Source organism: Streptomyces sp. 8N114, from assembly GCF_052245835.1.
Classification (GTDB): domain Bacteria; phylum Actinomycetota; class Actinomycetes; order Streptomycetales; family Streptomycetaceae; genus Streptomyces.
Window position 1 is genome coordinate 209,159 of the sequence record NZ_JBQQBT010000005.1, and the last position, 25,007, is coordinate 234,165.

The following is a 25,007-nucleotide window of genomic DNA, read 5'->3' on the forward strand; positions in this document are numbered from 1 at the left end:
CCTCCCTGGATGCGGCAGGTCAGCCGATGAGGTCGCGTATCCAGTCGCGGTGCTCCGCGACGCTCGGGTAGATATCGGGCGTCGTGCCGCAGTCACCCACGGACCGGCTGGTGACACCGGACAGCTGCCAGCGGCCGTTCACCTTCGTCAGCGCCGGAGCCCCCGAGTCGCCGCCGCACGTTCCGGCGTTACCGTCCGGGTTGTCGGTGCAGAAGTCTCCCTCACGGATGCCCCAGGCGTCCCCGTCCGTCTCGTTGGAGATGCACTTGGGGGTGTCCGGAGCCAGCACCGGCAAATCGATCTCGCGGTGCTTGACGGGCAGCTGCGAGGGATCGTTGCCGGTCGCCTTGGTGTAGCCCCATCCGGTCGCCTTGACGGTCTCCCCGGCGGCGGGGGTGCGGGACGCCAGCGGCGCCGGCTTCTTCGACACCTTGGACGACAGCTTGAGGAGCGCGAGGTCGTCGGCGCTGCCCCGGTTCTCGTCCGTGTAGTCGTAGCCCGGGTGAACCACGATCTTCTTCACCTTGGCGACCTCGCCGCCCTGGGTCCGGTCGAGGGAGCCGACCCGCACATGGTAGGCGGCCGGGTCGTTCGTGCCCGCCGTGGTGGTGACACAGTGCCCCGCCGTCAGCACCCAGTCGGCAGCCACGAGGGTGCCGCCACAGGCGTGGCCGTCCGGGTCGTCGCCGCGCTGCTTCTGCAGGGAGACGACGAACGAGTACTTCTCGGTGGACTCTTCGCCGCCGATGATCTTCGTCTCGTATCCGGAGTCCCCGGACGTACCCGAACCCTGGGCCGCGTAGGCGACCGTGCCCGCCGTGGCGAGCCCCAGGGAGAGAGCCGATACGAACACCGCACGCGCGGCCCTGCCGGTGCCACCCGTACTGCGGCGCGCGAGGCGGTTTCCGAGGTTGTCCTGGCTGGTCTTGATGAGCGTGTCCTTTCTCTTCCATCCCGGCGCCAGGGCAGGCGCCGGGTCCTTGCTCTCTCGGGCGGAAGCCCCGCACCGCAAGCCGGTAGTGGGCTCGCGGGGACAGGGTGGTGGCGCTGACCCGCCACCGCGCGCGGTCGGCTGTCGCGCCGTGCGCCTGCCGCCGTCGAGGAGCCGCCGCGGTTGAGCAGCCGCCGCTGCTCAGCCGTCGGCGACGATTTCCTCCAGCCGCCGAAGCGGGCTCGCCATCCGCGCCGGGTCGCTGCTGGAGTACGGGTCGTGGGGGAGGGGGAGAGACGCGACCGGTGCGGCCGGCCGCGGCCCCGCGCCCAGGGGGCGTCATCCACCCCTGGGACCGCCCGGAAGGCGCCGCGCACCTCGGGGGCACCGTGCACGGGCAGCGCGGCCCATTGCGGAAACGGCGTTACTGTCAGCCGGTGCACCGGCTCCGCGTCGATGATCGGCGCCTCGTCCGGCGGAGCCCCGCCGGGTGGCCCCTCGTCGGGCGGCGCCTGGTCCGGCGGAGCCTCGCCGACGCCCTCCGCTTCGGTGTCGGCCACATCACCAGATGACACAAACATCTCCCCGTTACCTGTGACACCTCCATCCCACCCTCTCAACTCCCGGTTGTCCACGGCTTTTTGAACCCGGATGCCGTGCCTCGTCGTGCGCCCGGCCGCCGCATCGGCACTTGTGCGCCCTGCCGCCGCTCGGGATAAGGTGCGGCGACCGGCAACGGATGTTCGAGCGATGCGGTGACAGAGGGAGGTGAGACGCATTTCCGCTCCGGCAGACAACGCGCTCTCGCCCCCCGGCGTGCGGCCCCGCGGGTAGCGGAGGCCGTCGCGGGTGACGGGAGCGCTCCAGCACCTGGAAGGGCTTCCAAGCCATGCACCACCCCACCGACGCCTCTGATCTTGTCGCCCAGCTCCGCGCCGCGGGCTGCGTCTTCGCCGAGGACGAGGCACGCCTGCTGTACGAGACCGCGCGCGGCCCGGCCGAACTGCGGGAGATGACAGCCCGGCGCATCGCCGGGCACCCCCTTGAAAACGTACTGGGCTGGGCGGAGTTCGCCGGCCTGCGGATCGCCGTCGACCCCGGCGTCTTCGTGCCCCGGCGCCGCACCGAGTTCCTGGTACGGCGGGCCGCCGCGTGCGCACCCGGCACGGGGGTCCCGGTCCTGGTCGACCTGTGCTGCGGTACGGGCGCGATCGGCGTCGCGCTGCTCGCCGCGCTGCAAGGGCGCGGCGAACTGCACGCCGCGGACCTCGACCCCGCCGCCGTACGGTGTGCCCGGCGCAACCTCGCCGGGCCGGGTGGGCACGTCTACGAGGGCGACCTGTTCGCTGCGCTGCCCGGCCGGTTGCGGGGCCGCGTGAACGTGCTGACGGCCAACGTCCCCTACGTCCCCACGGCGGACATACCGCTCCTCCCGCCCGAGGCCCGCGACCACGAGCCGCGGCCCGCGCTGGACGGCGGGCCCGACGGCCACTCCTTGCTGCGCCGGATCGCCGCTGACGCCGGGGACTGGCTCGCCCCGGGCGGAGCTCTGTTGACGGAGACCAGCTCCCGCCAGGCCGAGGGGGCGGCCGGCATCCTGTCCGCCGCCGGTCTGACGGTCACCGTCACCACCGACCCCGACCTCACCGCCACCACGATCACCGCCCACCGCCCCGCAGGCCCTTGAGCCTTTGCCGCCACGCCCTTTTTCGCCGCGCGGCGACCCCTCACACGCCTCGGAGCTGCAGCTGCGCCTGGTGCAGCAGCAAAGTGACCGTCTCAGCGAAGCGCGCCCCGCACAGGTGTTTCCCGCCGGTGCGGACCTCCGTCAACAGGGCGTCGACCGCACGCCGGAACCCCGCGGCGGGAGCCTCGTCGCGGACGGGGAGCTCCGCGATGCCCGGGGTGCCCCGCACCTCGGCCGTGACCCCTGCCGCTGCGGGGGTCACGGAGTGGCTCAGCGTGCAGTTGCTGGAGGCTCCCGAGGTGTGCCGCAGCACGAGGTGCACGGTGTCCCCGGTGCCGCCGCGCACTGCCGTGACCTCCTCGACGGGGCCGAGCAGCGGCAGCAGTACGGACAGCGCGTGCGGCCCCACATCCCACAGGGCGCCCTTCTCACGCCGCCAGGGGGAGGCGGTGTACGGCGAGTCGGCGCCGCCGAAGACGGGGGAGAGCCAGTCGGCGCGACCGACCTGCCAGCTGCCGGCCTGTGCTGACTGCTCGCGCAGCCAGCCGCCGGTCGACGCGCAGAAGTGCAGCGTGAAGAAGACGACGCAGCCGACCCCGGACCGCTCGACCGCCTCGGCGACGCCGCGCGCTGCCTCGGGCGTGATGGCGACGGGCTTGTCGAGCAGCAGATGGCAGCCGGCGTTCGCCGCACGCACGGCGAGCGGCGCCTGGACGTCCGGCGGTAGTGCGACGGCGACCGCGTCACAGGCGTCGAAGAGCGCGTCCACATCGGCGTACGGCCGACTCCCCAGCCGCTCGGCAAGCGCGCCCGTGGGCTCGGGGCGCCGCCCCCACACCCCGACCAGCTCCACGTCCCTGTGCGCGGCGAGCGCGGGCCCGTGGGTGCGCTCCGCCCAGGGGCCTGTCCCCAGAAGTCCGAACTTCATACCGGGCAGCCTACGAGGTCCGGCGCACCCCCCACGGCTGCTCCGGCGGTGCGGCCCGGCCGCGAGACAGCACGGATTGCCCCATCAGTGCTGATTATCCCGTCACAGGCTCCCTCGTCCGGTGTGCCCCGTGGCCAGTGGTGAGGCGCTGGCGCAATCTTGGCGCCGGTCAGGTGCGAGCGAGGGAGACGGGCGATGGCGGAGCTGTTCATCGACGGGGAGTGGCGGCAGGCCACCGCGGGCGGGCGGCGGGACGTGATCAACCCGTTCGACGCCTCCGTGATCACCACCGTCGACGAGGCGGACGAGACCGACGTCGACATGGCCGTACGCGCCGCCAAGCGCGCCTTCGAGCGGGCCGACTGGTCCGCGGCTCCCACCCGGCAGCGTGCCGATGTCCTCTACCGCGTGCACGAACTCCTGCTCCGCGACCAGGAGGAGATCGCCCGCACCGAGACCCTCGACACCGGCAAGACCCTCACCGAGGCCCGCATCGACATCCAGGACGTCGCGAACGCCTTCCGCTACTACGCGGAGCTGGCCGGCAAGGACGGCGGCCGGGTGGTGGACGTCGCCCCCGACGTGCTCAGCCGCGTCGTCTACAACCCGGTCGGGGTCTGCTGTCTCATCGCGCCGTGGAACTATCCGCTGCTCCAGGCGTCCTGGAAGGTCGCCCCGGCGCTGGCCGCCGGCAACACGTTCGTCCTCAAGCCCAGCGAGACGACGCCGCTGTCCACCATCGCCATGATCCGCCTCATCGCGGAGGCCGGGGCGCCGCCCGGGGTCGCCAACCTGGTGCTCGGCTCCGGTGGCACGGTCGGTGCGGCCATGACCAGCCACCCCGAGGTGGATCTGGTCTCCTTCACCGGCGGGCTGGCGACCGGGCGGCGGATCATGGAGAGCGTCGCGCCCGGCGTGAAGAACCTCGCACTCGAACTGGGCGGCAAGAACCCCAACGTGGTCTTCGACGACGCGGACTTCACCGCCGCGCTCGACTACGCGCTGGACGCCGCCTTCCTCCACTCGGGCCAGGTCTGCTCGGCCGGTTCGCGGCTGCTGGTGCAGGAGGGCATCCACGACGAGTTCGTGGAAGCGCTGGGCGCCCGGGCCGTCGGCATCCGGCTCGGCAACGGTCTGGAGCCGATGACCGAGTCCGGCCCGCTCAGCTCCGCCGAGCACCGTGCCAAGGTGGAGGGCTATCTGGAGATCGCCCGCGAGGAGGGCGCCCGGCTGGTCACCGGCGGGCGCCGCCCGGACGATCCCGAACTGGCCAACGGGTACTTCCTGCTGCCGACCGTCTACGCCGACTGCGACCGCTCCATGCGCATCGTCCAGGAGGAGATCTTCGGCCCGGTCGTCACCGTCGAGCGGTTCCGCACCGAGGACGAGGCCGTCGAGCTGGCCAACGACACCCGCTACGGGCTGGCCGGCGGGGTGTGGACGAGCGACGCGGGCCGCGCCCACCGGGTGGCCAACCGGCTGCGGCACGGCACGATCTGGATCAACGACTTCCACCCGTACGTACCGCAGGCCGAGTGGGGCGGTTTCGGCCGCTCGGGCATCGGCCGCGAGCTGGGGCCGACCGGGCTGCGCGAGTACCAGGAGGCCAAGCACATCTACCAGAACCTCTCACCGGCCCCCTCCGGCTGGTTCAAGGGCTGAGCGGGCGAGTGAGGCGAGCATGAACGGACCCGAAGAGAACCCGGACAACCCCGGGAACACCGAGAGCGACTACGACTACGTCATCGTCGGCGGCGGCACGGCCGGCTCCGTGCTGGCGGCCCGGCTGACCGAGGACCCCGACTGCCGGGTGTGCGTCATCGAGGGCGGGCCCAGCGACGTCGGCGACGAGCGGGTGCTGCGGCTGCGCAACTGGATCAACCTGCTGGAGTCGGAGTACGACTACGGCTACACCACCACCGAACAGCCCCGCGGCAACTCGCACATCGTGCACTCCCGGGCCAAGGTGCTGGGCGGCTGCTCCTCGCACAACACACTCATCAGCTTCCTCCCCTTCCCCCAGGACCTGGACGAGTGGGTGGGGAGGGGCTGCGCCGGCTGGGACCCGCTGACCGTCCTGCCGTACCGCAAGCGGCTGCGCAACAACATCGTCCCCGTCGGCGAGGACGACCGGAACCCCATCGCCCGCGACTTCGTGACCGCCGCAGCCGACGCGCTGCACGTGCCCGTCGTCGAGGACTTCAACCGCCGCCCCTTTGCCGACGGCGCCGGCTTCTTCTCCCTCGCCTACGACCCGGCCACCGGCCAGCGCTCCTCCGCTTCCGTCGCCTACCTCCACCCGATCATGGACCGGCGGCGCAATCTGACGCTGAAACTGGAGACCTGGGCCTATCAGCTGGTGCCCGACGGCGCGGGGCGGCTCACCCGGGTCCGGGTCCGGTACGCCGACGGCTCCACCGGCACCCTGCGCGCCGAGCGCGAAGTGCTGCTGTGCGCCGGGGCCGTGGACACCCCGCGGCTGCTGCTGCTCTCCGGTATCGGCCCGGCCGACGAACTGCGAGCGCTCGGCATCGAGGTGACGGCCGACCTGCCGGGCGTGGGCGAGAACCTGCTCGACCACCCCGAGTCGGTGATCGTCTGGGAGACCCACGAGCCGCTGCCGCCGAACTCCGCGATGGACTCCGACGCCGGGCTGTTCGTACGCCGCGACACCGGCCAACCCCGCCCGGACCTGATGTGGCACTTCTACCAGGTGCCGTTCACCGTCAACACCGAACGCCTCGGCTACCCCACGCCCCCGTACGGCGTGTGCATGACGCCCAACGTGCCCCGGGCCCACTCCGTCGGACGGCTGTGGCTGCGCAGCTCCGACCCGGCCGCCCATCCGGCGCTGGACTTCCGCTACTTCACCGACCCGGACGGGCACGACGAGCGCACCATCGTCGACGGGCTGCGGCTGGCCCGCGAGGTGGCGAACACGGCGCCGCTGCGCGGCTGGCTGAAGCGCGAGATCGCGCCGGGCCCGGGTCTGAACTCGGACGCCGAACTGTCGGAGTACGGGCGGCGCGTCGCGCACACCGTCTACCACCCGGCGGGCACCTGCCGGATGGGTGCCGCCGAGGACCCGATGGCCGTCGTCGACCCGCTGCTGCGGCTGCGCGGTCAGGAGGGGGTGCGGGTGATCGACGCCTCGGTCTTCCCGACGATGCCGACCATCAACCCCATGGTGACCGTGCTGCTGGTCGCCGAACGCGCCGCCGACCTGATCACCGGGCGCCCCGGACCCCAGCCCGAGGGCGGCGAGCGCTGATGGCCCAGCCCCATCAGCCCCATCAGCCCCATCAGCCCCATCAGCCCCGGTCGGTCGTGGCCGGCGACGACTTCGTCCCCGGCTCGGAGTTCCGCAAGGAGATGGGACCGTGGGCGAACTTCGCCCTGGGCTTCACCTACCTCTCGCCCGTGGTGAGCACCTACACCCTCTTCGGCTCGGCCCTCGCCGAGGGCGGGCCGCCGATGATCTGGGCGTTCCTGCTGGCGGGCTGCGGCCAGTTCCTGGTGGCGCTCGTCTTCGGCGAGGTCGTCGCCCAGTTCCCCATCGCGGGCGGCGTCTACCCGTGGGCGCGGCGGCTGTGGGGGATGCGGTGGGCGTGGATGACGGGCTGGGTCTATATGTGGGCGCTGCTGGTGACGATCACCAGCGTCGCGTACGGCGCCGGTCCCTACATCGCCATCCTCTTCGGCTTCGACTCGAACGTGCACACCACGGTGATCTGCACCGTCATCCTCATCGTCGTCGCCGCACTGATCAACTACGCCGGTACCAAGGCACTGTCGCTCGCCGCCCTCATCGGCTTCAGCGCCGAGCTGATCGGCGCCCTCATCGTCGGCGTCTATCTGCTGGTCACCCACCGCGAACACGGCCTCGGCGTCATCTTCGACACCTACCAGACCCAGGGCGACGGCTCGTACGCCCCGGTCTTCCTGGCCGCCGCCATCATCGGCTTCTACCAGTACTACGGCTTCGAGGCATGCGGCGACACCGCCGAGGAGGTCGCCCACCCGGGCCTGGTCATCCCCAAGGCGATGCGCCGCACCATCTACGTCGGCGGTGCCGCCGCCACCTTCACCTGCGGCTCGCTGCTGCTGTCCGTCACCGACTACGGCGCGGTGATCTCGGGCAAGGACACCGACCCGGTCGTCAACGTCCTCTACGACGCCATGGGCACGGTCGGCGCGCGGCTGGTGATGGCCGTCGTCCTCATCTCCTTCCTCTCCTGCACCATCAGCCTCCAGGCCGCCGCGGGCCGCCTCATCTACTCCTACGCCCGCGACCGGATGGTCGTCGGCCACAAGCTGCTGCGCCGCTTCTCGCACAAGCGGGCCGTGCCCGAGGTGGCGCTGCTGGTGGCGGCCGTCATCCCCGGCCTGATCGCGTTCGGTTCGCTGGTCTCCGAGGATGCCCTCACCAAGATCGTCTCGTTCGCCATCCTCGGCATCTACGGCTCGTTCCAGATGGTCGTCCTCGCGGCACTGCGGGCCCGGCTGAAGGGCTGGCGCGCCACCGGCGAGTTCACGCTCGGCCGCTGGGGGCTGCTGGTCAACGGCACGGCCCTGGCCTACGGCATCTTCGCCATCGTCAACATCTGCTGGGCCCGCACCCCCGAGGAGCCCTGGTACTCCAACTACATCGTGCTGCTCAGCGGCGGCGTCGTCGTGGCCGCCGGACTGCTGTACATGTTCACCACCCACCACTACGGCCGCGGCGACGCCCCCTCAGGCGACGCGATTCCGCAACGCTGAGGGGGCGGTTGTGGGCATCCGGGCTGTGCCCGCCCAGAGACGCCGTCCTGGTTACCTGACGTGCTCCGGGGGCCGGTCCCCCAGCTGCGGCGGCTGCCCGTAAGGGCCCGCGCCCCAAGCGTCGAGCGGCGTCGCGCCCTCGGGCGAGTGCGAGGCGGCAACCGGAACCACAGCCTCGCCGTGCTCCATCCGCGGCAGCCACCGCAACCACCGCGGCAGATACCAGTTCCGCTCACCCAGCAGCATCATCACGGCGGGCAGCAGCACCATCCGCACCACAGTGGCGTCCAGCAGGACGGCCACCGCGAGGCCGACGCCCATCTGCTTCATGTCCTGCATCGACAGTGTCGCGAAGACCGAGAAGACCGCGACCATGATGAGCGCCGCACCGGTCACCGCCGAGGCCGTGGCCCGGATTCCGTCGCGGATTGCCTCCCGGGTGCTTATACCCCGGTCCTTCGCCTCGCGGATCCGGGAGACCACGAAGACGTGGTAGTCCATCGACAGGCCGAACAGCACGACCAGTACGAACAGCGGCATCCACGACTCGATGGCGCCGACCGCCTCCGCCTGGAACAGCGAGGCACCCCAGCCGTGCTGGAAGACCGCCGTCATCACCCCGTACGCCGCACCGACCGACAGCAGGTTGAGGACGATCGACGCCAGCGCGATGGGCGCCGAGCGGAAGCAGACGAGCATCAGCAGGAAGGTGACGACGGTGATGAAGACGAACACCGGCACGATGCCGTCCTTGAGCTGGTCGTTGAAGTCCTTGGAGCCCGCCACCTCCCCGGTGACGTAGACCTGACCGCCGGCGGCGGCCGGTGCCAGTGTGTCCGGGACGACCGTGTGGCGCAGGACGTCCAGTGCGGCCAGTGAGGTGTTGTCGGTGCCGTTCCCCGCCATGGGTACGTCGATGACGGCGACGTTCTCATCGGCGTGCACGGCCGTCTCGACGCCCCGCCCGAAGTGGCCGGTGTCCTTGCGGACCGTCTCCTTGAAGTCCGCGAGCGCCGCGCGGGCCTCCGGCGAGCGCACATCGTCGGCCTTGAGGACGACCCGGGCGGGCTCCGGGCCGCCGGGGAACGTCTCGGAGATCTTCTCGGCATTGACCCGCAGTTCGGCGCCCTTGGGCATCTGCTTGTCCAGCGCCAGCTGTTCGGTCTTCATCCCGAGCGCGGGTGCGGCCAGTACGAGCATTGCCGCGGCGGCGAGTACGGCGAACAGCCCAGGGGCCGCCAGCACCGGGCGCAGCAGCGCCCCGGAGATCCGGCCGGCCGGCTTGCGCCGCCCGGCGGCGCGGTCCCGCTTGCGGCCGCCCAGGCTGTGCTTTCTGAAGAGACGGACCTTGCCCTTGTCGACGCGGTCGCCCAGCCAGGACAGCAGCGCGGGCAGGATCGTCACCGAGCCGAGCATCGCGATGAAGACGACCAGGATCGTGGCGACGGCGAAGCCCTTGAACAGCAGCAGCCCCGACAGGAACATGCCCGCCATCGCCACCATCACCGTCACGCCTGACACCAGTACGGCACGACCGCTGGTGGCCGCGGCGATCCGCAGGGCGGTGTCGGCGTCCCGTCCCGCGGCCCGCTCGTCCCGCTCCCGCCGCAAGTAGAACAGGCAGTAGTCGACGCCGACGGCGAGCCCCATCAGCAGCATCACCGAGTTGGTCGTCTCCTCCATGTGCAGCCCGTTGGAGACCAGCGCGAGGATGCCGTTCGCGGCGATGAACGCGGTGATGGCGAGCGCCACCGGCAGCAGCGCGGCCACCAGCGCACCGAAGGCCACCAGCAGGATGCCCAGCGCCAGCGGAACGGCCGTCCACTCCGCCTTGGCGAAGTCCTCGCCGAGCATCTTGCCCAGCCACTTCTCGGCGCTGGCCTCGCCGTACTGGTGGATCTCGATGCCGTCGCCGTGGTGCGCGTCGCGGACCTTGCCGACCGCGTCGATGACCTCGTTGATCGGCTTCTCGTCCTCCGATTCGGGGTCGCCGCGCATCTCGAAGCCGATCAGGCCCGCCTTGCCGTCCCGGGAGGGGAGGGGGTCGCGGACGTTCTTGACCCGGCCGGTGTCCTTGACGGCGCGGGTGACCTCGTCTGCGGTCGCCCGCCAGCCGCCCTTGCCGGTGCTGGAGACCATCACCGACTCGGTCGGCGGCTCCTCGATCCCGGCGTCCTCCAGGATGGCGGTCGCCCGCGCCGAGTCCCGTACGGACTGCTCGCTGTCGGTGGGTTCCGTCAGCCCGGCCATCCCGCCGAGCGTCGCGGCGAGTACGACGAAGAGCAGCCAGCCGAAGACTGCCGTCTTACGGTGCCGGGTGCTCCATCCGCCGAGCCGCGCGGCAAGCCCCGAACGGGGCTCCCTGGTGGACGTCCCAGGGCGGGTGGGTGTGGGTGGTCTGTGCATCGGGCTCTCCCCGTTTCCGTCGGTTGGCCTGGCCGTGCCGGGCAGCAACGACGCTAGAAACGGCGGGCGTGCGGCCACAGCCGCCGAGCACCCGTGACGGAGAAGCGCAGCACCCCCTGGCGGAGAAGCAAAGGGAGAGCCGGACGGTGGTGCTAGGTCTACCTACGGGACGGTAGCCGGGACCAGTGCACGGGCAGGCGGCAGAGCGCAGACTGGCACGGTGACCCGGAAAACGGGCAGCGGAGGATGACGGAGCTGGGGGCGAGTGGTGACTGGGGCCAAGGGGATGGCGACGATGTGGAGCGACAGCGCGGAGCGGCCGGCCCTGCCCCGGCTGCGGCCCCGTATGGGCAGCCCGGCGGTATCGCTGCTGGCGGCCGGCCGCGGCCTCGTGCTGACGGTCCTCTCCCTAGGCTTCTCCCTGACCCTGTTCCTGATGACGCTGCTCTCGCTGGTGTTCATGCCGCTGGGCGTCGGCGTCTTCACCACCCCATGGGTCCTGCACGTCGTCCGGATGCACGCCGACCGGCGCCGCGCGCTGGCCGGCGAGTGGGCGGGCCTGCACATCCGCACCCCCTACCGGCCGCTGCCGCCGGGCCCGTTCGGCGTGACGGGGTACGTCGAGCGCTGCGTGCTGCTGCTCAAGGATCCCGCCACCTGGCGGGACTTCATATGGCTGATCACCGACGCCGTGTTCGGCTACGTCCTGGCCCTGCTGCCGCCCGCACTGATCGGCTACGGCGTGGAGGGCTGGGTGATGTTCGCCGGCGTGTGGCGCGCCGTCGCGGGGGGCTACTGGTACGGCTTCGTCCACGTCGAGACCTTCGGTGACGCGGTGCAGTGCGCGGCCCTCGGCAGCTTCGTGCTGCTGCTCGCCTGCTTCGCCAACCCGTATCTGATCACGGCCCACTTCCAGCTGGCCCGCGGACTGCTCGCCCCCACCCGGGGCGCCCTGCTGACGCAGCGGGTGGAGCAGCTGTACGAGACGCGGCACGACGCCGTCGACACCTCGGCCGCCGAGCTGCGCCGCATCGAGCGCGATCTGCACGACGGCGCGCAGGCCCGGCTGGTCGCCATGGGTATGAGCCTCGGCACCATCGAGGCCCTGATCGAGCACGACCCAGCCAAGGCCAAGCAGCTCATCGCGCAGGCCAGAGAGTCCTCGGTGGAGGCGCTGACCGAACTGCGCGACCTGGTGCGCGGGATCCACCCGCCGGTGCTCGCCGAGCGTGGCCTGGGCGACGCGGCGGAGGCCCTCGCCCTGCGGATGCAGGTGCCCGTCGAGGTCGACGTCGAACTGCCGGGACGGTTCGCCGAACCGGTGGAGTCGGCCGCCTACTTCGCGGTCAGCGAGGTCCTCACCAACGCGGTCAAACACGCGGTGGCCGAACACATCTGGCTGGACATCCACTACACATACGACGCGGGCGGCATGCTCCGCATATCCGTCACCGACGACGGGCAGGGCGGCGCCGATGTCTCCAACGGATCGGGCATAGCCGGTATCGAGCGCCGACTGGGCCCGTTCGACGGCATCCTGGCCATCAGCAGTCCGCCGGGCGGCCCCACCATGGTCACCATGGAGATCCCCTGCCGCCCCACCTGAGGCGTGCGCGACCACAGCGCAGGGGAGGGGACGCGCCCCGAAGGGGCGCGGGGCTGTGCGGATCTGCGGCTCCGCCGCGTGGGCGCGAGCAACCACAACCAACCCGCAGTCTGCAACCGTCAACCAGGGGCACCCCCTTCCCAGAGTCAACCAGGGGCACCCCCTCCCCAGAAAACCTCACACCAGCGCCGACACCTTCTCCCGGTACTGCCGAACGGCCGCCGCGTCCCGATACGGTTCCAACCGCCGCTCGAAGTCCCGTACGTACTCATGAGCACGTACGGACCGCATCTCCGCCGCCTGGTGGGCCGCCTCGGCGCCCAGCGCGCACGCCTGCTCGATCTCGCCCAGCCCCAGCCGCGCCGTGGCCAGCACCACCCGGCAGAACAGCCGGCTTCGAGCGAACCCGGCGCCGCGCAGCTGGAGCGAGCGCTCGGCATGCTGCGCCGCCGCGCGGTACTGCTGGAGGTCGCGATGGCAGTGCCCGAACTCGTCGGCCAGCTGCGCCTCGTCGAAGAACCTCGCCCAAGCGGGTACATCCTCGCTGGGCCGGGCGGCCTCCAGCGCCCGCTCGGCGCGGGCCAGCGACGCCGTGCAGGCCCGCACCTCGCCCAGCACCCCGTGGCCGCGCGCCTCCGCCGCGTGCAGCAGCGCCTGGACCGCGGGCGACACCGAGGTGCCCACGCCCTGCTGGGCGACCCGGGCCAGTTGCACCGCCTCGCGCCCATGCCCCAGATAGACGGCCTGCCTGCTCATCGTCACCAGCACATAGGCGCCGAACGCGCGGTCGCCCGCCGCCTGGGTCAGCCGCAGGGCCTGTACGAAGTAGCGCTGCGCCAGACCGTGCGCGGCGATGTCGTACGAGGTCCAGCCGGCCAGCCGGGTCAGGTCCGCCGCGGCGGCGAAGAGCCGCCTGCCCAACTGCTCCCCGTAGACGCCGCGCAGCATCGGCTCGGCCTCGTGCTCCAGATACCGCACCAGGGCCTGCCGTGCGTGCCCGCCGCCGTAGGCATGGTCCAGGGCGCGGAACAGCTCGCACACGGAACGCAGCGCCGCCACGTCGCCGCCGGAGACCCGCTGCCCGGGCCCGCGCTCCACCCGGTCCAGCCGCGCGGCGGCCAGCGACGGGGGCCTGGTCGTCACGCCCGTACCGCCGCCGACCCGGGACTGTGGCGGGACCCGCAGCCCGCCGCCGTGCCCCACGCCGCCCGCGCTCGCGGCCGCGTGCCCGGGGCCGTGCCCGTGGCCTGGTCCGTGACCGGGGCCGTGCCCTGGCCCGAGGCCCTGTCCGCGGGGTGCGCCCATGCCGGCGGCACCTGGTGCGGACTGCCCCGGTCCCGGCCCCGAGCCCGTCGGCCCGCCGGCGGAACCGGGGCCGCCGGGACCGGCCGGGCTGCCCGGGCTGTCCGGTTCCGGCCCGCGCGCCACGCGTTCGTCAGCCCGTCCGATCAGCCAGTCCCGGCTCGGCACCACGAGCCCCGCCGGAGTGAACGCGATCTTCCGCAGCTCCGCATGGCTTCCGGAGTCCTTACGCCACAATCCGCTGACGATGTCCACCGCCTCGGCGGGCGTCGCCGCGAACTCCAGCCCCGCGTACACCGGCGCGCATGCGTCGAGGCCGAGATCCTGCGCCGTCAGCCGCCGCCCCAGGCGCCGGGTGAAGACCTCCGCGATCAACGCGGGCGTGGTGCCCCTGGGCTGCTGGCCGCGCAGCCACCGGGTCACCGATGTCTTGTCGTAGCGCAGGTCAAGACCGTGTTCGAGGCCGAGCTGGTCCACGCGCCTGGCCAGGCCCGCGTTGGAGAAGCCCGCCTCGGCGATCAGGGCGGCGAGCTGGCGGTTGGGGATGCGCTGCTGGGATGGCTGGGCCGCGTCGTTCACGGACTCCCCAGGTCGTTCCATCGTCATCAGGTCTACGGTCTCCTGCCCTCACGGCTTGTGTCAGACGCCGGGGCGCCCTGCTGGAACGGCGCGAATGTAACGGTCCCTCGTACATCGTTCGCGCCCTTCGTCGCGTATTCATCCGTACGTGTGAGGGGGCAGCCACCTGCGGGGACGGAGCGCGGCGGCCGTACAGTGGCTGAGGGCGCGAGCGCGAAGCAGCCCGCCACCCGGTGTGCGCAGGCGTACGGCGCGGGCTTACGAAGGAGAGAAGGCATGGGAGAACCCCGGCTGGAGGGTCCGGCGGACGGTCTGATGGACGGTCCCGCGGACGGCGAACTCCGCTTTGTCCACCTGGGATTCGGCGACAACGCCGTCGACTACCTGGACGCCTGGCAGGAGCAGAAGCGGGTGCACGCGGCCCGCTTCGCCGACGAGATCCCCGACACCTGTCTGCTGCTGGAGCACCCCCCGGTCTACACGGCCGGGCGGCGCACCGAGGACAGCGAGCGCCCGCTCGACGGCACCCCCGTGGTGGACGTCGACCGCGGCGGCAAGATCACCTGGCACGGTCCGGGCCAGCTCGTCGGCTATCCGATCCTCAAGCTGCCGCGCCCGGTCGACGTCGTCGCGCACGTCCGTCGCCTCGAGGAGGCCATGATCCGCGCCTGCGCCGAGCTCGGCCTGGAGACGACGCGGGTGGAGGGCCGCAGCGGGGTGTGGGTGCTGGGCGACGCCGTCGAGAAGCCCGCCCGGACCGGGCAGCGGCCGTCTTCGGGCCTGGCGCTGGACCTCGATCCGAGGCTGGACCAGGAAGACTACGACCCGCGGCTGATGGGCCCCGAGTACGCGCCCTCCAACGCGGGCCAGCGCGGTGAGGACCGCAAGCTGGCACAGATCGGCATCCGCGTCGCCAAGGGCGTGACCATGCACGGCTTCTCGCTGAACTGCAACCCGGACACGACCGGTTTCGACCGGATCGTCCCCTGCGGTATCCGCGACGCGGGCGTCACCTCGCTCTCCCAGGAGCTGGGCAGGAATGTTCCCGTCTCCGAGGTGCTTCCTCTGATGGAGAAGCACCTGCGCGAGGTGCTGGAGTCCGCGACCCCGATGCCCCGCGCCGTCTGAGCCCGGTCCCACCATGGGCCGGCCAGGGTGTTTCCTGGGCTCCGGCCCGTACGCAAGCCATAAACCGCAGGCGTAGGCTGATACCCGCCGCTGAATCGAAAGTACGTAGGGAGCCGGACGTGTCCGCTGTCGCACCCGACGGTCGCAAGATGCTCCGCCTGGAGGTCCGCAACAGCCAGACCCCCATCGAGCGCAAGCCCGAGTGGATCAAGACCCGGGCGAAAATGGGCCCCGAGTACAACGCCCTCCAGAACCTGGTCAAGAGCGAGGGTCTGCACACGGTCTGCCAGGAGGCGGGCTGCCCCAACATCTTCGAGTGCTGGGAGGACCGCGAGGCGACCTTCCTGATCGGCGGCGAGCAGTGCACCCGCCGCTGCGACTTCTGCCAGATCGACACCGGCAAGCCCGCCGAGCTCGACCGTGACGAGCCCCGCCGCGTCGCCGAGTCGGTCCGCACGATGGAGCTCCGCTACGCGACGATCACCGGTGTGGCCCGCGACGACCTCGAGGACGGCGGCGCCTGGCTCTACGCCGAGACGGTGCGGCAGATCCACGGACTGATGCCCGACACCGGCGTCGAGCTGCTGATCCCCGACTTCAACGCCGAACCCGACCAGCTCGCGGAGGTCTTCTCCTCCCGTCCCGAGGTGCTGGCGCACAACGTCGAGACGGTGCCCCGCATCTTCAAGCGCATCCGCCCCGGCTTCCGCTACGAGCGCTCGCTGGAGGTCCTCACCCGCGCCCGCGAGGCGGGCCTGGTCGTCAAGTCCAATCTGATCCTGGGCCTGGGCGAGACCCGCGAGGAGGTCAGCGAGGCCCTGCGCGACCTGCACGAGGCCGGCGCCGAGCTGATCACCATCACCCAGTACCTCCGTCCCACCCCGCGGCACCACCCCGTGGAGCGCTGGGTGAAGCCGCAGGAGTTCGTCGAGCTGAAGCAGGAGGCCGACGAGATCGGCTACGCGGGCGTCATGTCCGGCCCGCTCGTCCGCTCCTCGTACCGCGCCGGACGCCTTTACCAGCAGGCCGTCGAGGCCCGCCGTACGGGCACGACGTCCGCCGCCTGAGGTGTCCGCACGGGGCTGTGCGGCGAGGCGGAGAGTGAGCTTCGCCGCACAGGCTTCCGTGGACTTTGACCCTCCGGTCATCGCCTGGTAACACCAATGCGTAACGCTGAAACCACATATCGCGCACGCAGCCTCCCGGCTGAGCGCAGCTTCCTGCTGTGCGGGCGGGCGCCTGGTTCAGACGGACGACTGACGGAGGGGACGACAGTGCGGACCACCCTGTGGGCACTGGAAGGTCTGGAGCACCTTTTCTTCGGCAACGGGCAGCGGGTCGCCCGGCGCAACGCGTGGACGGCGGTCCTGGAGGACCGCCGCCGGGCCCGGGCCCGGCACGAGGCGGAAACCGTACTGAACGCCGCATCGGACCGCCGCACACTGCTGACCTCCCGCAGCTGAGCCGGGCCGCCTCCCGCGGCTGAGCTGGGCCACCTCCCGGGGGCGACCCCCATACCCCTGGCCGCGCAGCGGTCCGTCCGCCCTCCCACGTAAACTTCATCGCATGGCGAGGAAGGACAACACCGAGAACCCTGGGCGGCTCAAGCAGATCGCTCAGACGTACAAGATGACCCGGCGCGTGGACCGGAAGATCGGTTGGATCCTGGCCGGCGTGGGGCTTGTCACCTTCGGTGTACTCCTCGCGATCGGCTTTCTGATCGACCACCCGATCTACGCGGGAATCGTGGGCGTGCTCTTGGCCCTGCTGGCCTGCGCGATCGTCTTCGGACGGCGCGCCGAGCGGGCCGCGTTCGGGCAGATGGAGGGCCAGCCGGGAGCGGCGGCCGCCGTGCTGGAGAACATCGGACGAGGCTGGCAGGTCACCCCGGCCGTCGCGATGAACCGCAGCCAGGACGTCGTCCACCGTGCGGTCGGCAAGGCGGGCATCGTGCTCGTCGGTGAGGGCAACCCGAACCGGCTGCGCGGACTGCTGGCGTCCGAGAAGAAGAAGATGAACCGCGTCGTCGGCGACGTACCGGTCCACACGCTGGTCGTCGGCCCCGACGAGGGCCAGGTCGAGCTGAAGAAGCTCCGCGTCAAGATCGTGAAGCTCCCCCGTACGCTCCAGGGCGCCGAGGTCACCCAGATCAACGACCGGCTCCGCGCGCTCGGCGACCTCATGAGCAACATGCCGATCCCGAAGGGGCCGATGCCCAAGGGCATGAAGCTCCCCAAGGGCCCGCAGGGCCGCTGACCGCCGCACGCAGCAGGGTGGGCTCCCTCTCCGGGAGCCCACCCTGCTTGCTGTCTGAAGGCTTGGCTCAGATCCGCACCTGGACCGCACCCGAGAGCCGGTCGTGCAGCCCGCGGTTGTCGCGGTCCCAGATGAACGCGGGGATGGCGAGCCCGAGCAGCACAGTGCGCACCGCTGCACGCCACACCGGCAGCTTCTCCAGCCCGTCCAGGGCGACCACGCGCAGCCCCAGCAGCCGCTTGCCCGGCGTGGAGCCGACCGAGCCGACGGTCAGGAGGCTCATGACGAGGAAAACGACCAGCGCCCAGTTGTTGGTGGCCTCGATGCGGCGCCCCGCCAGCAGCCCGAAGGCGATGAGGGCCGAGAGTGCCCAGTCGATGAACAGCGCGCCGATCCGGCGTCCGACCGGCGCGATGGCTCCGGGGCCCTCCTCGGGGAGGCCGAGCCGTTTGCCGCGGTAGCCGAAGTCGGCTCCCATCTCCTCCGCCGCGGCGCGCGGTCCTGACAGCCACGACCCGATTGCGTCCCTGTTGTCCACCCGACAACGGTATCGCGCCGGTTTTCGCGGAGGACCGGCCCCGTACGGCTGTCCGGCCGGCCCGTACGGCTGTCCTGCCGGATCGGCTCGTACGGTGTAGACGAATCGCTGTACGCCGTAAGAACGCTGTGGCTCGCCGTGTCTCCCGTGGCTCCGGGTAACCGGTTGAACACCTGGCAAGCAGATCGCAAACCGACCGTAACAGTCGGGCTCCGTACGGTCATCCGCCGTCCCTCCGGCCTGGTGGTTAACATCGGCGAAACAGATGGGTCATGCTGGAGAAATGGCCCCTGCTTAAGGTCGGCCACCAGGCGTGCGGCACTCCGTGCCCGCACCCGGAGCCGGAGCAAGCCCGTCCCGACGCGGCGGGACTAGGAGGATGGATGTTCCAGAACGCCGACGAGGCCAAGAAGTACATCGCGGACAACGACGTCAAATACATCGACGTCCGGTTCTGCGACCTGCCCGGCGTCATGCAGCACTTCGCCGTGCCGGCGGAGGCCTTCGACCCCGCCGAGAGCCTGATGTTCGACGGCTCCTCGATCCGCGGCTTCCAGGCCATCCACGAGTCCGACATGGCCCTGGTCCCGGACCTGTCGACCGCGCGTGTGGACCCGTTCCGCTCCGAGAAGCACCTCAACATCAACTTCTTCATCCACGACCCGATCACCGGCGAGCAGTACAGCCGTGACCCGCGGAACGTGGCCAAGAAAGCCGAGGCCTACCTCGCCTCCTCCGGCATCGCCGACACCGCGTTCTTCGGCCCGGAGGCGGAGTTCTACGTCTTCGACAGCGCCCGCTTCGAGACCACCGCGAACCGCTCGTTCTACGAGATCGACTCCGAGGCCGGCGCCTGGAACACCGGCGCCCTCGAGGACGGCGGCAACCGCGGCTACAAGGTCCGCTACAAGGGCGGTTACTTCCCGGCCCCGCCGGTCGACCACTTCGCCGACCTGCGCGCCGAGATCTCCTCCGAGCTGATCCGCGCCGGCCTCCAGGTCGAGCGCCAGCACCACGAGGTGGGCACCGCGGGCCAGGCGGAGATCAACTACAAGTTCAACACGCTGCTGGCCGCGGCCGACGACCTGATGCTGTTCAAGTACATCGTCAAGAACACGGCCTGGCGCAACGGCAAGACCGCCACCTTCATGCCCAAGCCGATCTTCGGTGACAACGGCTCCGGCATGCACGTCCACCAGTCCCTGTGGACGGGCGGCGAGCCCCTCTTCTACGACGAGCAGGGCTACGCGGGCCTCTCGGACACCGCCCGCTACTACATCGGCGGCATCCTGCGCCACGCCCCCTCGCTGCTGGCCTTCACCAACCCGACGGTGAACTCCTACCACCGCCTGGTCCCCGGCTTCGAGGCCCCGGTCAACCTGGTCTACTCCCAGCGCAACCGCTCCGCCGCGATGCGGATCCCGATCACGGGCTCCAACCCGAAGGCCAAGCGCGTCGAGTTCCGCGCCCCGGACCCCTCGTCCAACCCCTACCTGGCCTTCTCCGCCCTCCTCCTGGCGGGCCTGGACGGCATCAAGAACAAGATCGAGCCCGCCGAGCCGATCGACAAGGACCTCTACGAGCTCGCTCCCGAAGAGCACGCCGACGTCCCTCAGGTCCCCACCTCCCTCCCCGCCGTCCTCGAAGCCCTCGAGGCCGACAACGAGTATCTCCAGGCCGGCGGTGTCTTCACCTCCGACCTGATCGAGACCTGGATCGACTACAAGCGCACCAACGAGATCGCCCCCATGCAGCTCCGCCCCCACCCGCACGAGTTCGAGCTGTACTTCGACATCTAAACCGCGGGGTCGGGTTGTCTGTGAGGGAGCCCGGTTCGCTGACGGGGCGTCAGCAACAATGCTGAGGGCCGCCACCCCTCCCCGGGGTGGCGGCCCTCAGCCGTTCCCGCAGTGCCGTTCCCGGAACCAACGGGCCGAAGGTGATGCCTCACTCGTCCGATTGTGCTCGGTTGTCGTCCGAGGACTCACTGGTCAACAGCCAGGAGCGGGCGGGCTCGGCGGTCTGCGTGGTGTCCACAGTGAAGTGGAGACGCGTCCCGCCCTCCTGGCCGACGGGATAGCTGCGTTGTTCCGTGGAGCCGAAGCAGCGCCGGAGAACCTCTGCCACCTGACGTGCCGTCTCCGGGGACGCCGCGACGATTCGAACCTCGGCGTGTCCGGCCGAGGGCACTGGTTCCGCTGGTTTCATGGTGTCCCTCGTTCATCTGGCTGACATGGGAGTCAGAGGCATCCGTGTGACCTGTAGGGGCGCGCCGCCTCGGCGTCGCACCCACGCCCGGTCAGACGCGCCCTGGTCAGAGAAGAGTAGGGGTCACTCGCGGTTCCCGTCGTGATGTTCAGCGGTGTTGTAGTGGAAGGCCGCGATCCGTCGGTCGTGCTGGGCGTTGAGCCGGTGGATCAGCAGAACTCCCAGGGCGATCATTGCGATGATCACAGCTGTGGTGACAAGAGGGTCCACTGTTTTCACCTCCCCAAGGTCTCGCGGGCGGAGGCCGGGAGCCCGATCGCGAGCCTGCGCGGGGGCGCAGCCCCGCCCTCGGCGTCCCACTCCGATGTCCGGCCGCGCTCCTCAGCGGCGTCGCGGATCTTGACCTCGTCATCCATCAGCCTGGTGGCGGTGAGGAGGCTCCCCGGGACGGCTGCGGCGGACATCAGCCTGGCAGCGGAGGCCGCAGTGGTTTCCGGCGGGATCACCAGCAGATCCCAGCGTCCACGTTCGGCGGTGTAGGAGAGCAATATCAACTTGTATGGGTCCTGCTCTTCCCTGAACCAGCCCACGCCCACCGTGTGCCCGGCGACGGGCACCTTCCGTGGGATCACTGGCCAGTGAGTCGGGTTCACCGTGACACGGGTGATCCGGCCCCAGCACACGTCCAGCCTTGCTGTCAGAGCGGGCAACTCGCGGAGGAGATCTCGGGACCGGGGCCACCAGGCGCCGTCCAGGAGCCCCGGGGGCGCGTCCGCGGGGGTCAGGGACAAGCGGGCCGGTGGCGGGGAGACGCGCTCATCAGTGACTGTGGTTTCGGTGGTCGCGGTCATGGCGCGCGCCTGCCTCCGGGCTCGTCTTCGAGTTCCCGGTGTTGTTACTCGCCGGGAACGGCACCGGCGCGGAAGCCGGTGTGCGAAGTACTCCCGGTCCCTTCACACTACTCCGGTCCACAGGCCGGATGCCCCGCGACCACCGATTTCTCAGGAATGCGGCCGTACCCGGCCTCACGGACGAGCCCGCGGGCCGGCACAAGGGTACGGTGGAATTGCCGACACAGTGTGCGGTGGCGACCCCAGCGGTTTGTCACAGGCTGTCCGGCGAAGACGTCGAGCCCCATCGAGGGAACTCACCATGGCCGACTCCGACACCCCACATCCTCCGAGGCTCCTGCCGGACGCGCTCCACCATTCGGTGAAGCCCGGGACCGCGCTTCTCAGGCTGGAGACGACACGGCTTCGCGAGGGGATCCTCGACGGCGCATGGTGGCCGCGCTCCCGTGACATCGCTGCCGAACTACCCCGTCTGATCACCAAGTTGAGTCGGCACCTCGGGCCGATCACCCGCGTCGGACTGGACGCGAGTGCCTGGGAGGAACTGCCGACGCGACTGATCATCGACGACCGGGTCGTGCACCTCGACTCCTTCCCGGTCGGTGACGACACCGTCCTCATCACTCGGGGCGACAGGGATCATTTCTCCCTCCTGGTCGTTCCCCCACAGGCGACGCCGGACGCGGCACGCGCCGCGATGGCCCAGGCCGTACGAGCCGACAACATCACCACGGCCGAGCAGATCCTCATCGACACCAGCACCAATCCCGCACACCCGGATCTCGCGGAACGCGGTCGCACAGAACAGCGGGGCGGCGACTCGACCTGACGCTCTCCTGGGGTCCGGCTCTCTCTGTCGGGTCGGTCGCAAGCGCTCGCCCAGTGCTGCCCTGGACTTCCCTCGCACTGGTGGCCCAGCGCTCAGTTCTCACCCGCGGCGCCAGGCACAGGTCCGTCCGTCTGCGCCCGTAGATGTGGAGATCGCGCAGTACCTCGTAGCTTCCGCTCCTCGAAATATTCGCCCACAATAGCGCCACCAGGGCGGTGTCCAGCCGGACCAGGCCGCCGACCGTCTCCGGCCGCAGGGCCCGCCCCACGACGGACCACGACCTGGAGAAGTTCCTACGAGCCCGGACCAGTCGCGGCGTCCGACGTCAGATGGCGACGGTGGCCAGGTGGTCTGCGGTGCCGCCTCGCCACTCGACGAGGAAGAGGGTCGCGTCGTCGCTGGTGGTGCCGCCGCGTTCCCGCATCAGGGTGTGGGAGAGGACGCGCGCCGTCTCCTGTACGTCTTCGGTGACGGTGCTGACGTGTTCGAGGACGTCGATCATGCGTTGTTCGCCGAACTGCTCTTCGCCCCGCTTGTGTTCTTCGACGAGGCCGTCGCTGTAGAACATCACCCTGTCGCCCTGCTGGAGCTGGGTCGTGCTGATCAGCGGGGTGACGCCGCCGAAGCCGACGGGCAGCGTGCCCTCGCTCTCCAGGCGCCGGATGACCTTGTTGCCGCGGATGAGCAGCGCCTCCGGGTGGCCGGCGTTGACCCATTGCAACTGGCCGGTCCCTACGTCCAGGCGCATCATCTGTGCCGTGACGAACTGGTCGGGTCCGAATTGCTGGTCGATGGCGGTGTCCATGAACGTGTACAGCTCCGCGAGCCCCACGTCGGCCCGGCGGGCGTGCCGGTAGGCGCTCACCGCAACGGTCGCCAGCACGGAAGCGTTCAGGCCGTGGCCCATCGCATCGATGACGGCAAGGTGCAGCATGTCGTCGTTGAGCGCGTAGTCGAGGCTGTCGCCCGCGACGTTGTAGGCGGGCTCCAGGGCTCCCGCCACGGCGACCTGCGGGGTGTCCATTGCCAGCGGCGGCAGCAGGGCCCATTGGATCTCCGCGGCGACGCTCATGGGGTGACGGCGCCGTGCCTGGGTGTAGCGGTCCGTGTAGCTGTTCTTGGTGACCAGCATGTCGGCGACCAGTCCGGCCAGCCGCCGTGCCAGCCGACGGTCGTCGTCCTCGACGCTGTCCAGGGTGAATGCCATGACCCCGACCTCGTCGCTGCCGTCCAGGAGCGGCAGGTACATGCGTACGCCGTCGGCCTGCTCGTCCTCGACAGCGATCTTGCGGACAAACGCCTCACCGGCCCGTGAACCGTCGACGGGCAGCGTCTCGCCGACCGTGAGCCCCCTGCCCGGGAGGTGCACCAGTTCGCGCTGCTCGTAGTCCTGCAAAAGGATCGAGACGTCCCGGCCACCGATCCTGCGCACTTCCTCCGCCACCAGCGGAGCGATGAGCTGGGGCGGCATCTCGTGCGCCCGGTCCAGCAGCTGCCCCAGCAGCCGCTCCCCGAATCCCTCGGACAGGTCCACCGCAGACCTGCCCTCGCCTTGCCCGCGTCCTGTCATCGGCACCTCGAACCTCTGCCGGAGATTCCCTTCCCGGCCGCAACCCCTGGTTCTCCAGGTTTCCCGTCCCGGCACTGCATGGGGCTTCCGCCGCCACGTCACGAGCATTGCAGCGAACGGTCCCGCACGACACTCGAGCAGGTCATCGCTCCGGAGGCCGCCAGATGCATGACCGCCTCAACGAACAGCCACCGGTCAGCGCCCCGAGAAGACCGCCCGGGTACGCACTGCACGGAGTGCGGGGCTGCGCCTGATCACCCGGCTGTGCACCCGCTGTGCACCGGTCCGCCTCCACGGGCGCCGTCCGTGCAGGTCAGAACCGTTTCCCGGCTCTACGTCGACGTCCAAGAACGCCGCAGGTCGCGGGTTTCCGCTTGCCTGGGCCGTGCATGGGCCGTGGGCCGTACTTCCCGCTTGGGGGTGCGGCCCACGGGCGTTGGGGGTGGGGGAGGGGGCCAGGCCGCAGGCACATCGGGCCGGAGAACGTCATCCCCGGGACGGCACCGCGGGACGGCGCGATGGGGGGCGTGGAGCCCCGATCAATCGGGTGTGGAGTCGGGGGTGGCTCCCGGTGGTGCGGTCGTGGGGGTCGGCTTGGTGGCTTGGATGGTGGCGGAGTGCATGCTGTCGGCAACCGTGGGGGTCCCCGCTTCTCGGGCGGAGCCGGGAGCTCGGGTGGGGGTCCCCCCTGCTCGAGCGGAGCCGAGAGCTTGGGGGAGTACCCGGATGTCGGTGAAGCCGGCGGCCGCCAGGCCCTGGCGGTACTCGGTGAAGGAGAGGGCGCCGGCGAGGCAACTGGCGAAGTCGCCTCGTTCGGCCCGCTGCTGAGGGCTGAGGTGGTCGTCGGCCACGATGTCGGAGATGCCGAGGCGGCCTCCGGGACGGAGGACCCGGAACATTTCGGCGAAGACGGCGGGCTTGTCGGTGGAGAGGTTGATGACGCAGTTGGAGATGACGGCGTCGATGGTGTTCGCGGGCAGCGGGATGGCCTCGATGGTGCCCTTGAGGAACTCCACGTTGGTCGCACCGGACTTCGCCTTGTTGGCCAGGGCGAGAGCGAGCATCTCCTCGGTCATGTCCAGGCCGTACGCCTTGCCGGTGGGGCCGACGCGGCGGGCGGAGAGGAGTACGTCGATGCCGCCGCCGGAGCCGAGGTCCAGAACGTGTTCGCCCTCGCGGAGTTCGGCGACGGCTGTGGGGTTGCCGCAGCCCAGCGAGGCGGCGACCGCCTCGGGGGGCAGGTCCTCGCGCTGGTCGGCTGCGTAGCAGGTCGCGCCGCCGTTGTCGTCGGTCTCGGCGGTGTCGGGGCCGCAGCACGCCGTGCTTCCCTCGGTTACGCGTACGGCTGCGGCCGCGTACCGCTGTCGGACGGTCTCGCGTAGTTCGTCGGTCTCACTCATGACGCGCTCCTGAAGAGATTGCGCTGC

21 protein-coding genes are annotated in these 25,007 nt (G+C 70.7%); 11 read left to right on the top strand and 10 right to left on the bottom strand.

Annotated features, from left to right (window positions below):
• Positions 1–19: 19 nt before the first annotated feature.
• The gene (locus ACTWQF_RS13790) at positions 20–853 is read right to left on the bottom strand and encodes a S1 family peptidase (protein WP_443279639.1); all 834 of its coding nucleotides are present in this window, start codon (positions 851–853) and stop codon (positions 20–22) included.
• A gap of 967 nt (positions 854–1,820) precedes the next feature.
• Here ACTWQF_RS13790 and ACTWQF_RS13795 point away from each other — a divergent pair.
• Complete coding sequence (locus tag ACTWQF_RS13795) at positions 1,821–2,618, top strand: putative protein N(5)-glutamine methyltransferase (RefSeq protein ID WP_443279640.1); 798 nt, start codon at positions 1,821–1,823, stop codon at positions 2,616–2,618.
• Between the two features lie 40 nt (positions 2,619–2,658).
• On the opposite strand, the gene ACTWQF_RS13800 is transcribed toward ACTWQF_RS13795, so the two are convergent.
• Complete coding sequence (locus ACTWQF_RS13800) at positions 2,659–3,546, bottom strand: Gfo/Idh/MocA family protein (protein WP_443279641.1); 888 nt, start codon at positions 3,544–3,546, stop codon at positions 2,659–2,661.
• Positions 3,547–3,741: 195 nt separating this feature from the next.
• On the opposite strand from ACTWQF_RS13800, the gene ACTWQF_RS13805 reads away from it, so the two are divergent.
• From ACTWQF_RS13805 to ACTWQF_RS13815, 3 genes are read left to right on the top strand one after another with little or no spacing between them, the layout of a single operon-like run.
• On the top strand, positions 3,742–5,208 hold the full coding sequence (locus ACTWQF_RS13805) for an aldehyde dehydrogenase family protein (protein WP_443279642.1): 1,467 nt from the start codon (positions 3,742–3,744) through the stop codon (positions 5,206–5,208).
• Between the two features lie 19 nt (positions 5,209–5,227).
• A complete protein-coding gene (locus ACTWQF_RS13810) occupies positions 5,228–6,817 on the top strand; it encodes a GMC family oxidoreductase (protein WP_443279643.1) in 1,590 nt (529 codons plus the stop codon).
• A gap of 56 nt (positions 6,818–6,873) precedes the next feature.
• On the top strand, positions 6,874–8,307 hold the full coding sequence (locus ACTWQF_RS13815; RefSeq protein ID WP_443279644.1) for an APC family permease: 1,434 nt from the start codon (positions 6,874–6,876) through the stop codon (positions 8,305–8,307).
• 51 nt (positions 8,308–8,358) lie between these two features.
• On the opposite strand, the gene ACTWQF_RS13820 is transcribed toward ACTWQF_RS13815, so the two are convergent.
• The gene (locus ACTWQF_RS13820) at positions 8,359–10,713 is read right to left on the bottom strand and encodes an MMPL family transporter (protein WP_443279645.1); all 2,355 of its coding nucleotides are present in this window, start codon (positions 10,711–10,713) and stop codon (positions 8,359–8,361) included.
• A 346-nt stretch (positions 10,714–11,059) separates the two neighbouring features.
• On the opposite strand from ACTWQF_RS13820, the gene ACTWQF_RS13825 reads away from it, so the two are divergent.
• Positions 11,060–12,319 carry a sensor histidine kinase gene (locus ACTWQF_RS13825; protein ID WP_443279842.1) on the top strand — a complete coding sequence of 420 codons (1,260 nt, stop codon included), beginning with the start codon at positions 11,060–11,062 and terminating at the stop codon, positions 12,317–12,319.
• A 177-nt stretch (positions 12,320–12,496) separates the two neighbouring features.
• Here ACTWQF_RS13825 and ACTWQF_RS13830 read toward each other — a convergent pair whose 3' ends face one another.
• A complete protein-coding gene (locus tag ACTWQF_RS13830) occupies positions 12,497–14,227 on the bottom strand; it encodes a regulator (RefSeq protein ID WP_443279646.1) in 1,731 nt (576 codons plus the stop codon).
• 249 nt (positions 14,228–14,476) lie between these two features.
• Between ACTWQF_RS13830 and lipB the strand changes: the two genes are divergently transcribed.
• The 4 genes from lipB (at position 14,477) to ACTWQF_RS13850 (ending at position 17,584) form a co-directional block, all read left to right on the top strand.
• Positions 14,477–15,328 (top strand): lipoyl(octanoyl) transferase LipB, encoded by an 852-nt coding sequence (gene lipB, locus ACTWQF_RS13835; RefSeq protein WP_443279647.1) that lies wholly within the window; start codon positions 14,477–14,479, stop codon positions 15,326–15,328.
• 119 nt (positions 15,329–15,447) lie between these two features.
• The gene (gene lipA / locus ACTWQF_RS13840) at positions 15,448–16,395 is read left to right on the top strand and encodes a lipoyl synthase (RefSeq protein WP_209263457.1); all 948 of its coding nucleotides are present in this window, start codon (positions 15,448–15,450) and stop codon (positions 16,393–16,395) included.
• A 207-nt stretch (positions 16,396–16,602) separates the two neighbouring features.
• On the top strand, positions 16,603–16,791 hold the full coding sequence (locus ACTWQF_RS13845) for a hypothetical protein (RefSeq protein WP_443279648.1): 189 nt from the start codon (positions 16,603–16,605) through the stop codon (positions 16,789–16,791).
• 103 nt (positions 16,792–16,894) lie between these two features.
• Positions 16,895–17,584 carry a DUF4191 domain-containing protein gene (locus ACTWQF_RS13850; protein WP_443279649.1) on the top strand — a complete coding sequence of 230 codons (690 nt, stop codon included), beginning with the start codon at positions 16,895–16,897 and terminating at the stop codon, positions 17,582–17,584.
• A gap of 67 nt (positions 17,585–17,651) precedes the next feature.
• Here the strand turns inward: ACTWQF_RS13850 and ACTWQF_RS13855 are convergent, their stop codons facing one another.
• Entirely contained in the window at positions 17,652–18,122 is a 471-nt protein-coding gene (locus ACTWQF_RS13855; protein ID WP_443279650.1) for an RDD family protein, read from the bottom strand.
• A gap of 383 nt (positions 18,123–18,505) precedes the next feature.
• Here ACTWQF_RS13855 and glnA point away from each other — a divergent pair, with 383 nt between their 5' ends.
• Positions 18,506–19,921, top strand: a complete 1,416-nt coding sequence (glnA, locus tag ACTWQF_RS13860; protein ID WP_443247192.1) for a type I glutamate--ammonia ligase — start codon at positions 18,506–18,508, stop codon at positions 19,919–19,921.
• 148 nt (positions 19,922–20,069) lie between these two features.
• Here the strand turns inward: glnA and ACTWQF_RS13865 are convergent, their stop codons facing one another.
• The 3 genes from ACTWQF_RS13865 to ACTWQF_RS13875 all read right to left on the bottom strand — a co-directional run bounded on the left by ACTWQF_RS13865 (position 20,070) and on the right by ACTWQF_RS13875 (position 21,181).
• On the bottom strand, positions 20,070–20,330 hold the full coding sequence (locus ACTWQF_RS13865; protein WP_443279651.1) for a hypothetical protein: 261 nt from the start codon (positions 20,328–20,330) through the stop codon (positions 20,070–20,072).
• A 123-nt stretch (positions 20,331–20,453) separates the two neighbouring features.
• Entirely contained in the window at positions 20,454–20,600 is a 147-nt protein-coding gene (locus ACTWQF_RS13870; RefSeq protein ID WP_443279652.1) for a hypothetical protein, read from the bottom strand.
• A 5-nt stretch (positions 20,601–20,605) separates the two neighbouring features.
• Positions 20,606–21,181 carry a DUF5994 family protein gene (locus tag ACTWQF_RS13875; protein ID WP_443279653.1) on the bottom strand — a complete coding sequence of 192 codons (576 nt, stop codon included), beginning with the start codon at positions 21,179–21,181 and terminating at the stop codon, positions 20,606–20,608.
• Positions 21,182–21,482: 301 nt separating this feature from the next.
• On the opposite strand from ACTWQF_RS13875, the gene ACTWQF_RS13880 reads away from it, so the two are divergent.
• Positions 21,483–22,010 carry a DUF5994 family protein gene (locus ACTWQF_RS13880; protein ID WP_443279654.1) on the top strand — a complete coding sequence of 176 codons (528 nt, stop codon included), beginning with the start codon at positions 21,483–21,485 and terminating at the stop codon, positions 22,008–22,010.
• A 325-nt stretch (positions 22,011–22,335) separates the two neighbouring features.
• Here the strand turns inward: ACTWQF_RS13880 and ACTWQF_RS13885 are convergent, their stop codons facing one another.
• Positions 22,336–23,580: a PP2C family protein-serine/threonine phosphatase gene (locus tag ACTWQF_RS13885; RefSeq protein ID WP_443279655.1), complete on the bottom strand. Its 1,245-nt coding sequence runs from the start codon at positions 23,578–23,580 to the stop codon at positions 22,336–22,338.
• Positions 23,581–24,119: 539 nt separating this feature from the next.
• The gene (gene arsM, locus ACTWQF_RS13890) at positions 24,120–24,980 is read right to left on the bottom strand and encodes an arsenite methyltransferase (protein ID WP_443279656.1); all 861 of its coding nucleotides are present in this window, start codon (positions 24,978–24,980) and stop codon (positions 24,120–24,122) included.
• Positions 24,981–25,007 lie beyond the last annotated feature (27 nt).

Bases quoted from the DNA above. Each gene is read 5' to 3' on its own strand.
- ACTWQF_RS13825 (WP_443279842.1), top strand. From the start codon at position 11,060: ATGGGCAGCCCGGCGGTATCGCTGCTGGCGGCCGGCCGCGGCCTCGTG.
- ACTWQF_RS13795 (WP_443279640.1), top strand. From the start codon at position 1,821: ATGCACCACCCCACCGACGCCTCTGATCTTGTCGCCCAGCTCCGCGCC.
- ACTWQF_RS13880 (WP_443279654.1), top strand. From the start codon at position 21,483: ATGGCCGACTCCGACACCCCACATCCTCCGAGGCTCCTGCCGGACGCG.
- ACTWQF_RS13800 (WP_443279641.1), bottom strand. From the start codon at position 3,546: ATGAAGTTCGGACTTCTGGGGACAGGCCCCTGGGCGGAGCGCACCCAC.
- ACTWQF_RS13885 (WP_443279655.1), bottom strand. From the start codon at position 23,580: ATGACAGGACGCGGGCAAGGCGAGGGCAGGTCTGCGGTGGACCTGTCC.
- ACTWQF_RS13850 (WP_443279649.1), top strand. From the start codon at position 16,895: ATGGCGAGGAAGGACAACACCGAGAACCCTGGGCGGCTCAAGCAGATC.
- glnA (WP_443247192.1), top strand. From the start codon at position 18,506: ATGTTCCAGAACGCCGACGAGGCCAAGAAGTACATCGCGGACAACGAC.
- ACTWQF_RS13810 (WP_443279643.1), top strand. From the start codon at position 5,228: ATGAACGGACCCGAAGAGAACCCGGACAACCCCGGGAACACCGAGAGC.
- ACTWQF_RS13875 (WP_443279653.1), bottom strand. From the start codon at position 21,181: ATGACCGCGACCACCGAAACCACAGTCACTGATGAGCGCGTCTCCCCG.
- ACTWQF_RS13830 (WP_443279646.1), bottom strand. From the start codon at position 14,227: ATGACGATGGAACGACCTGGGGAGTCCGTGAACGACGCGGCCCAGCCA.
- ACTWQF_RS13865 (WP_443279651.1), bottom strand. From the start codon at position 20,330: ATGAAACCAGCGGAACCAGTGCCCTCGGCCGGACACGCCGAGGTTCGA.
- ACTWQF_RS13820 (WP_443279645.1), bottom strand. From the start codon at position 10,713: ATGCACAGACCACCCACACCCACCCGCCCTGGGACGTCCACCAGGGAG.
- lipB (WP_443279647.1), top strand. From the start codon at position 14,477: ATGGGAGAACCCCGGCTGGAGGGTCCGGCGGACGGTCTGATGGACGGT.
- ACTWQF_RS13805 (WP_443279642.1), top strand. From the start codon at position 3,742: ATGGCGGAGCTGTTCATCGACGGGGAGTGGCGGCAGGCCACCGCGGGC.
- arsM (WP_443279656.1), bottom strand. From the start codon at position 24,980: ATGAGTGAGACCGACGAACTACGCGAGACCGTCCGACAGCGGTACGCG.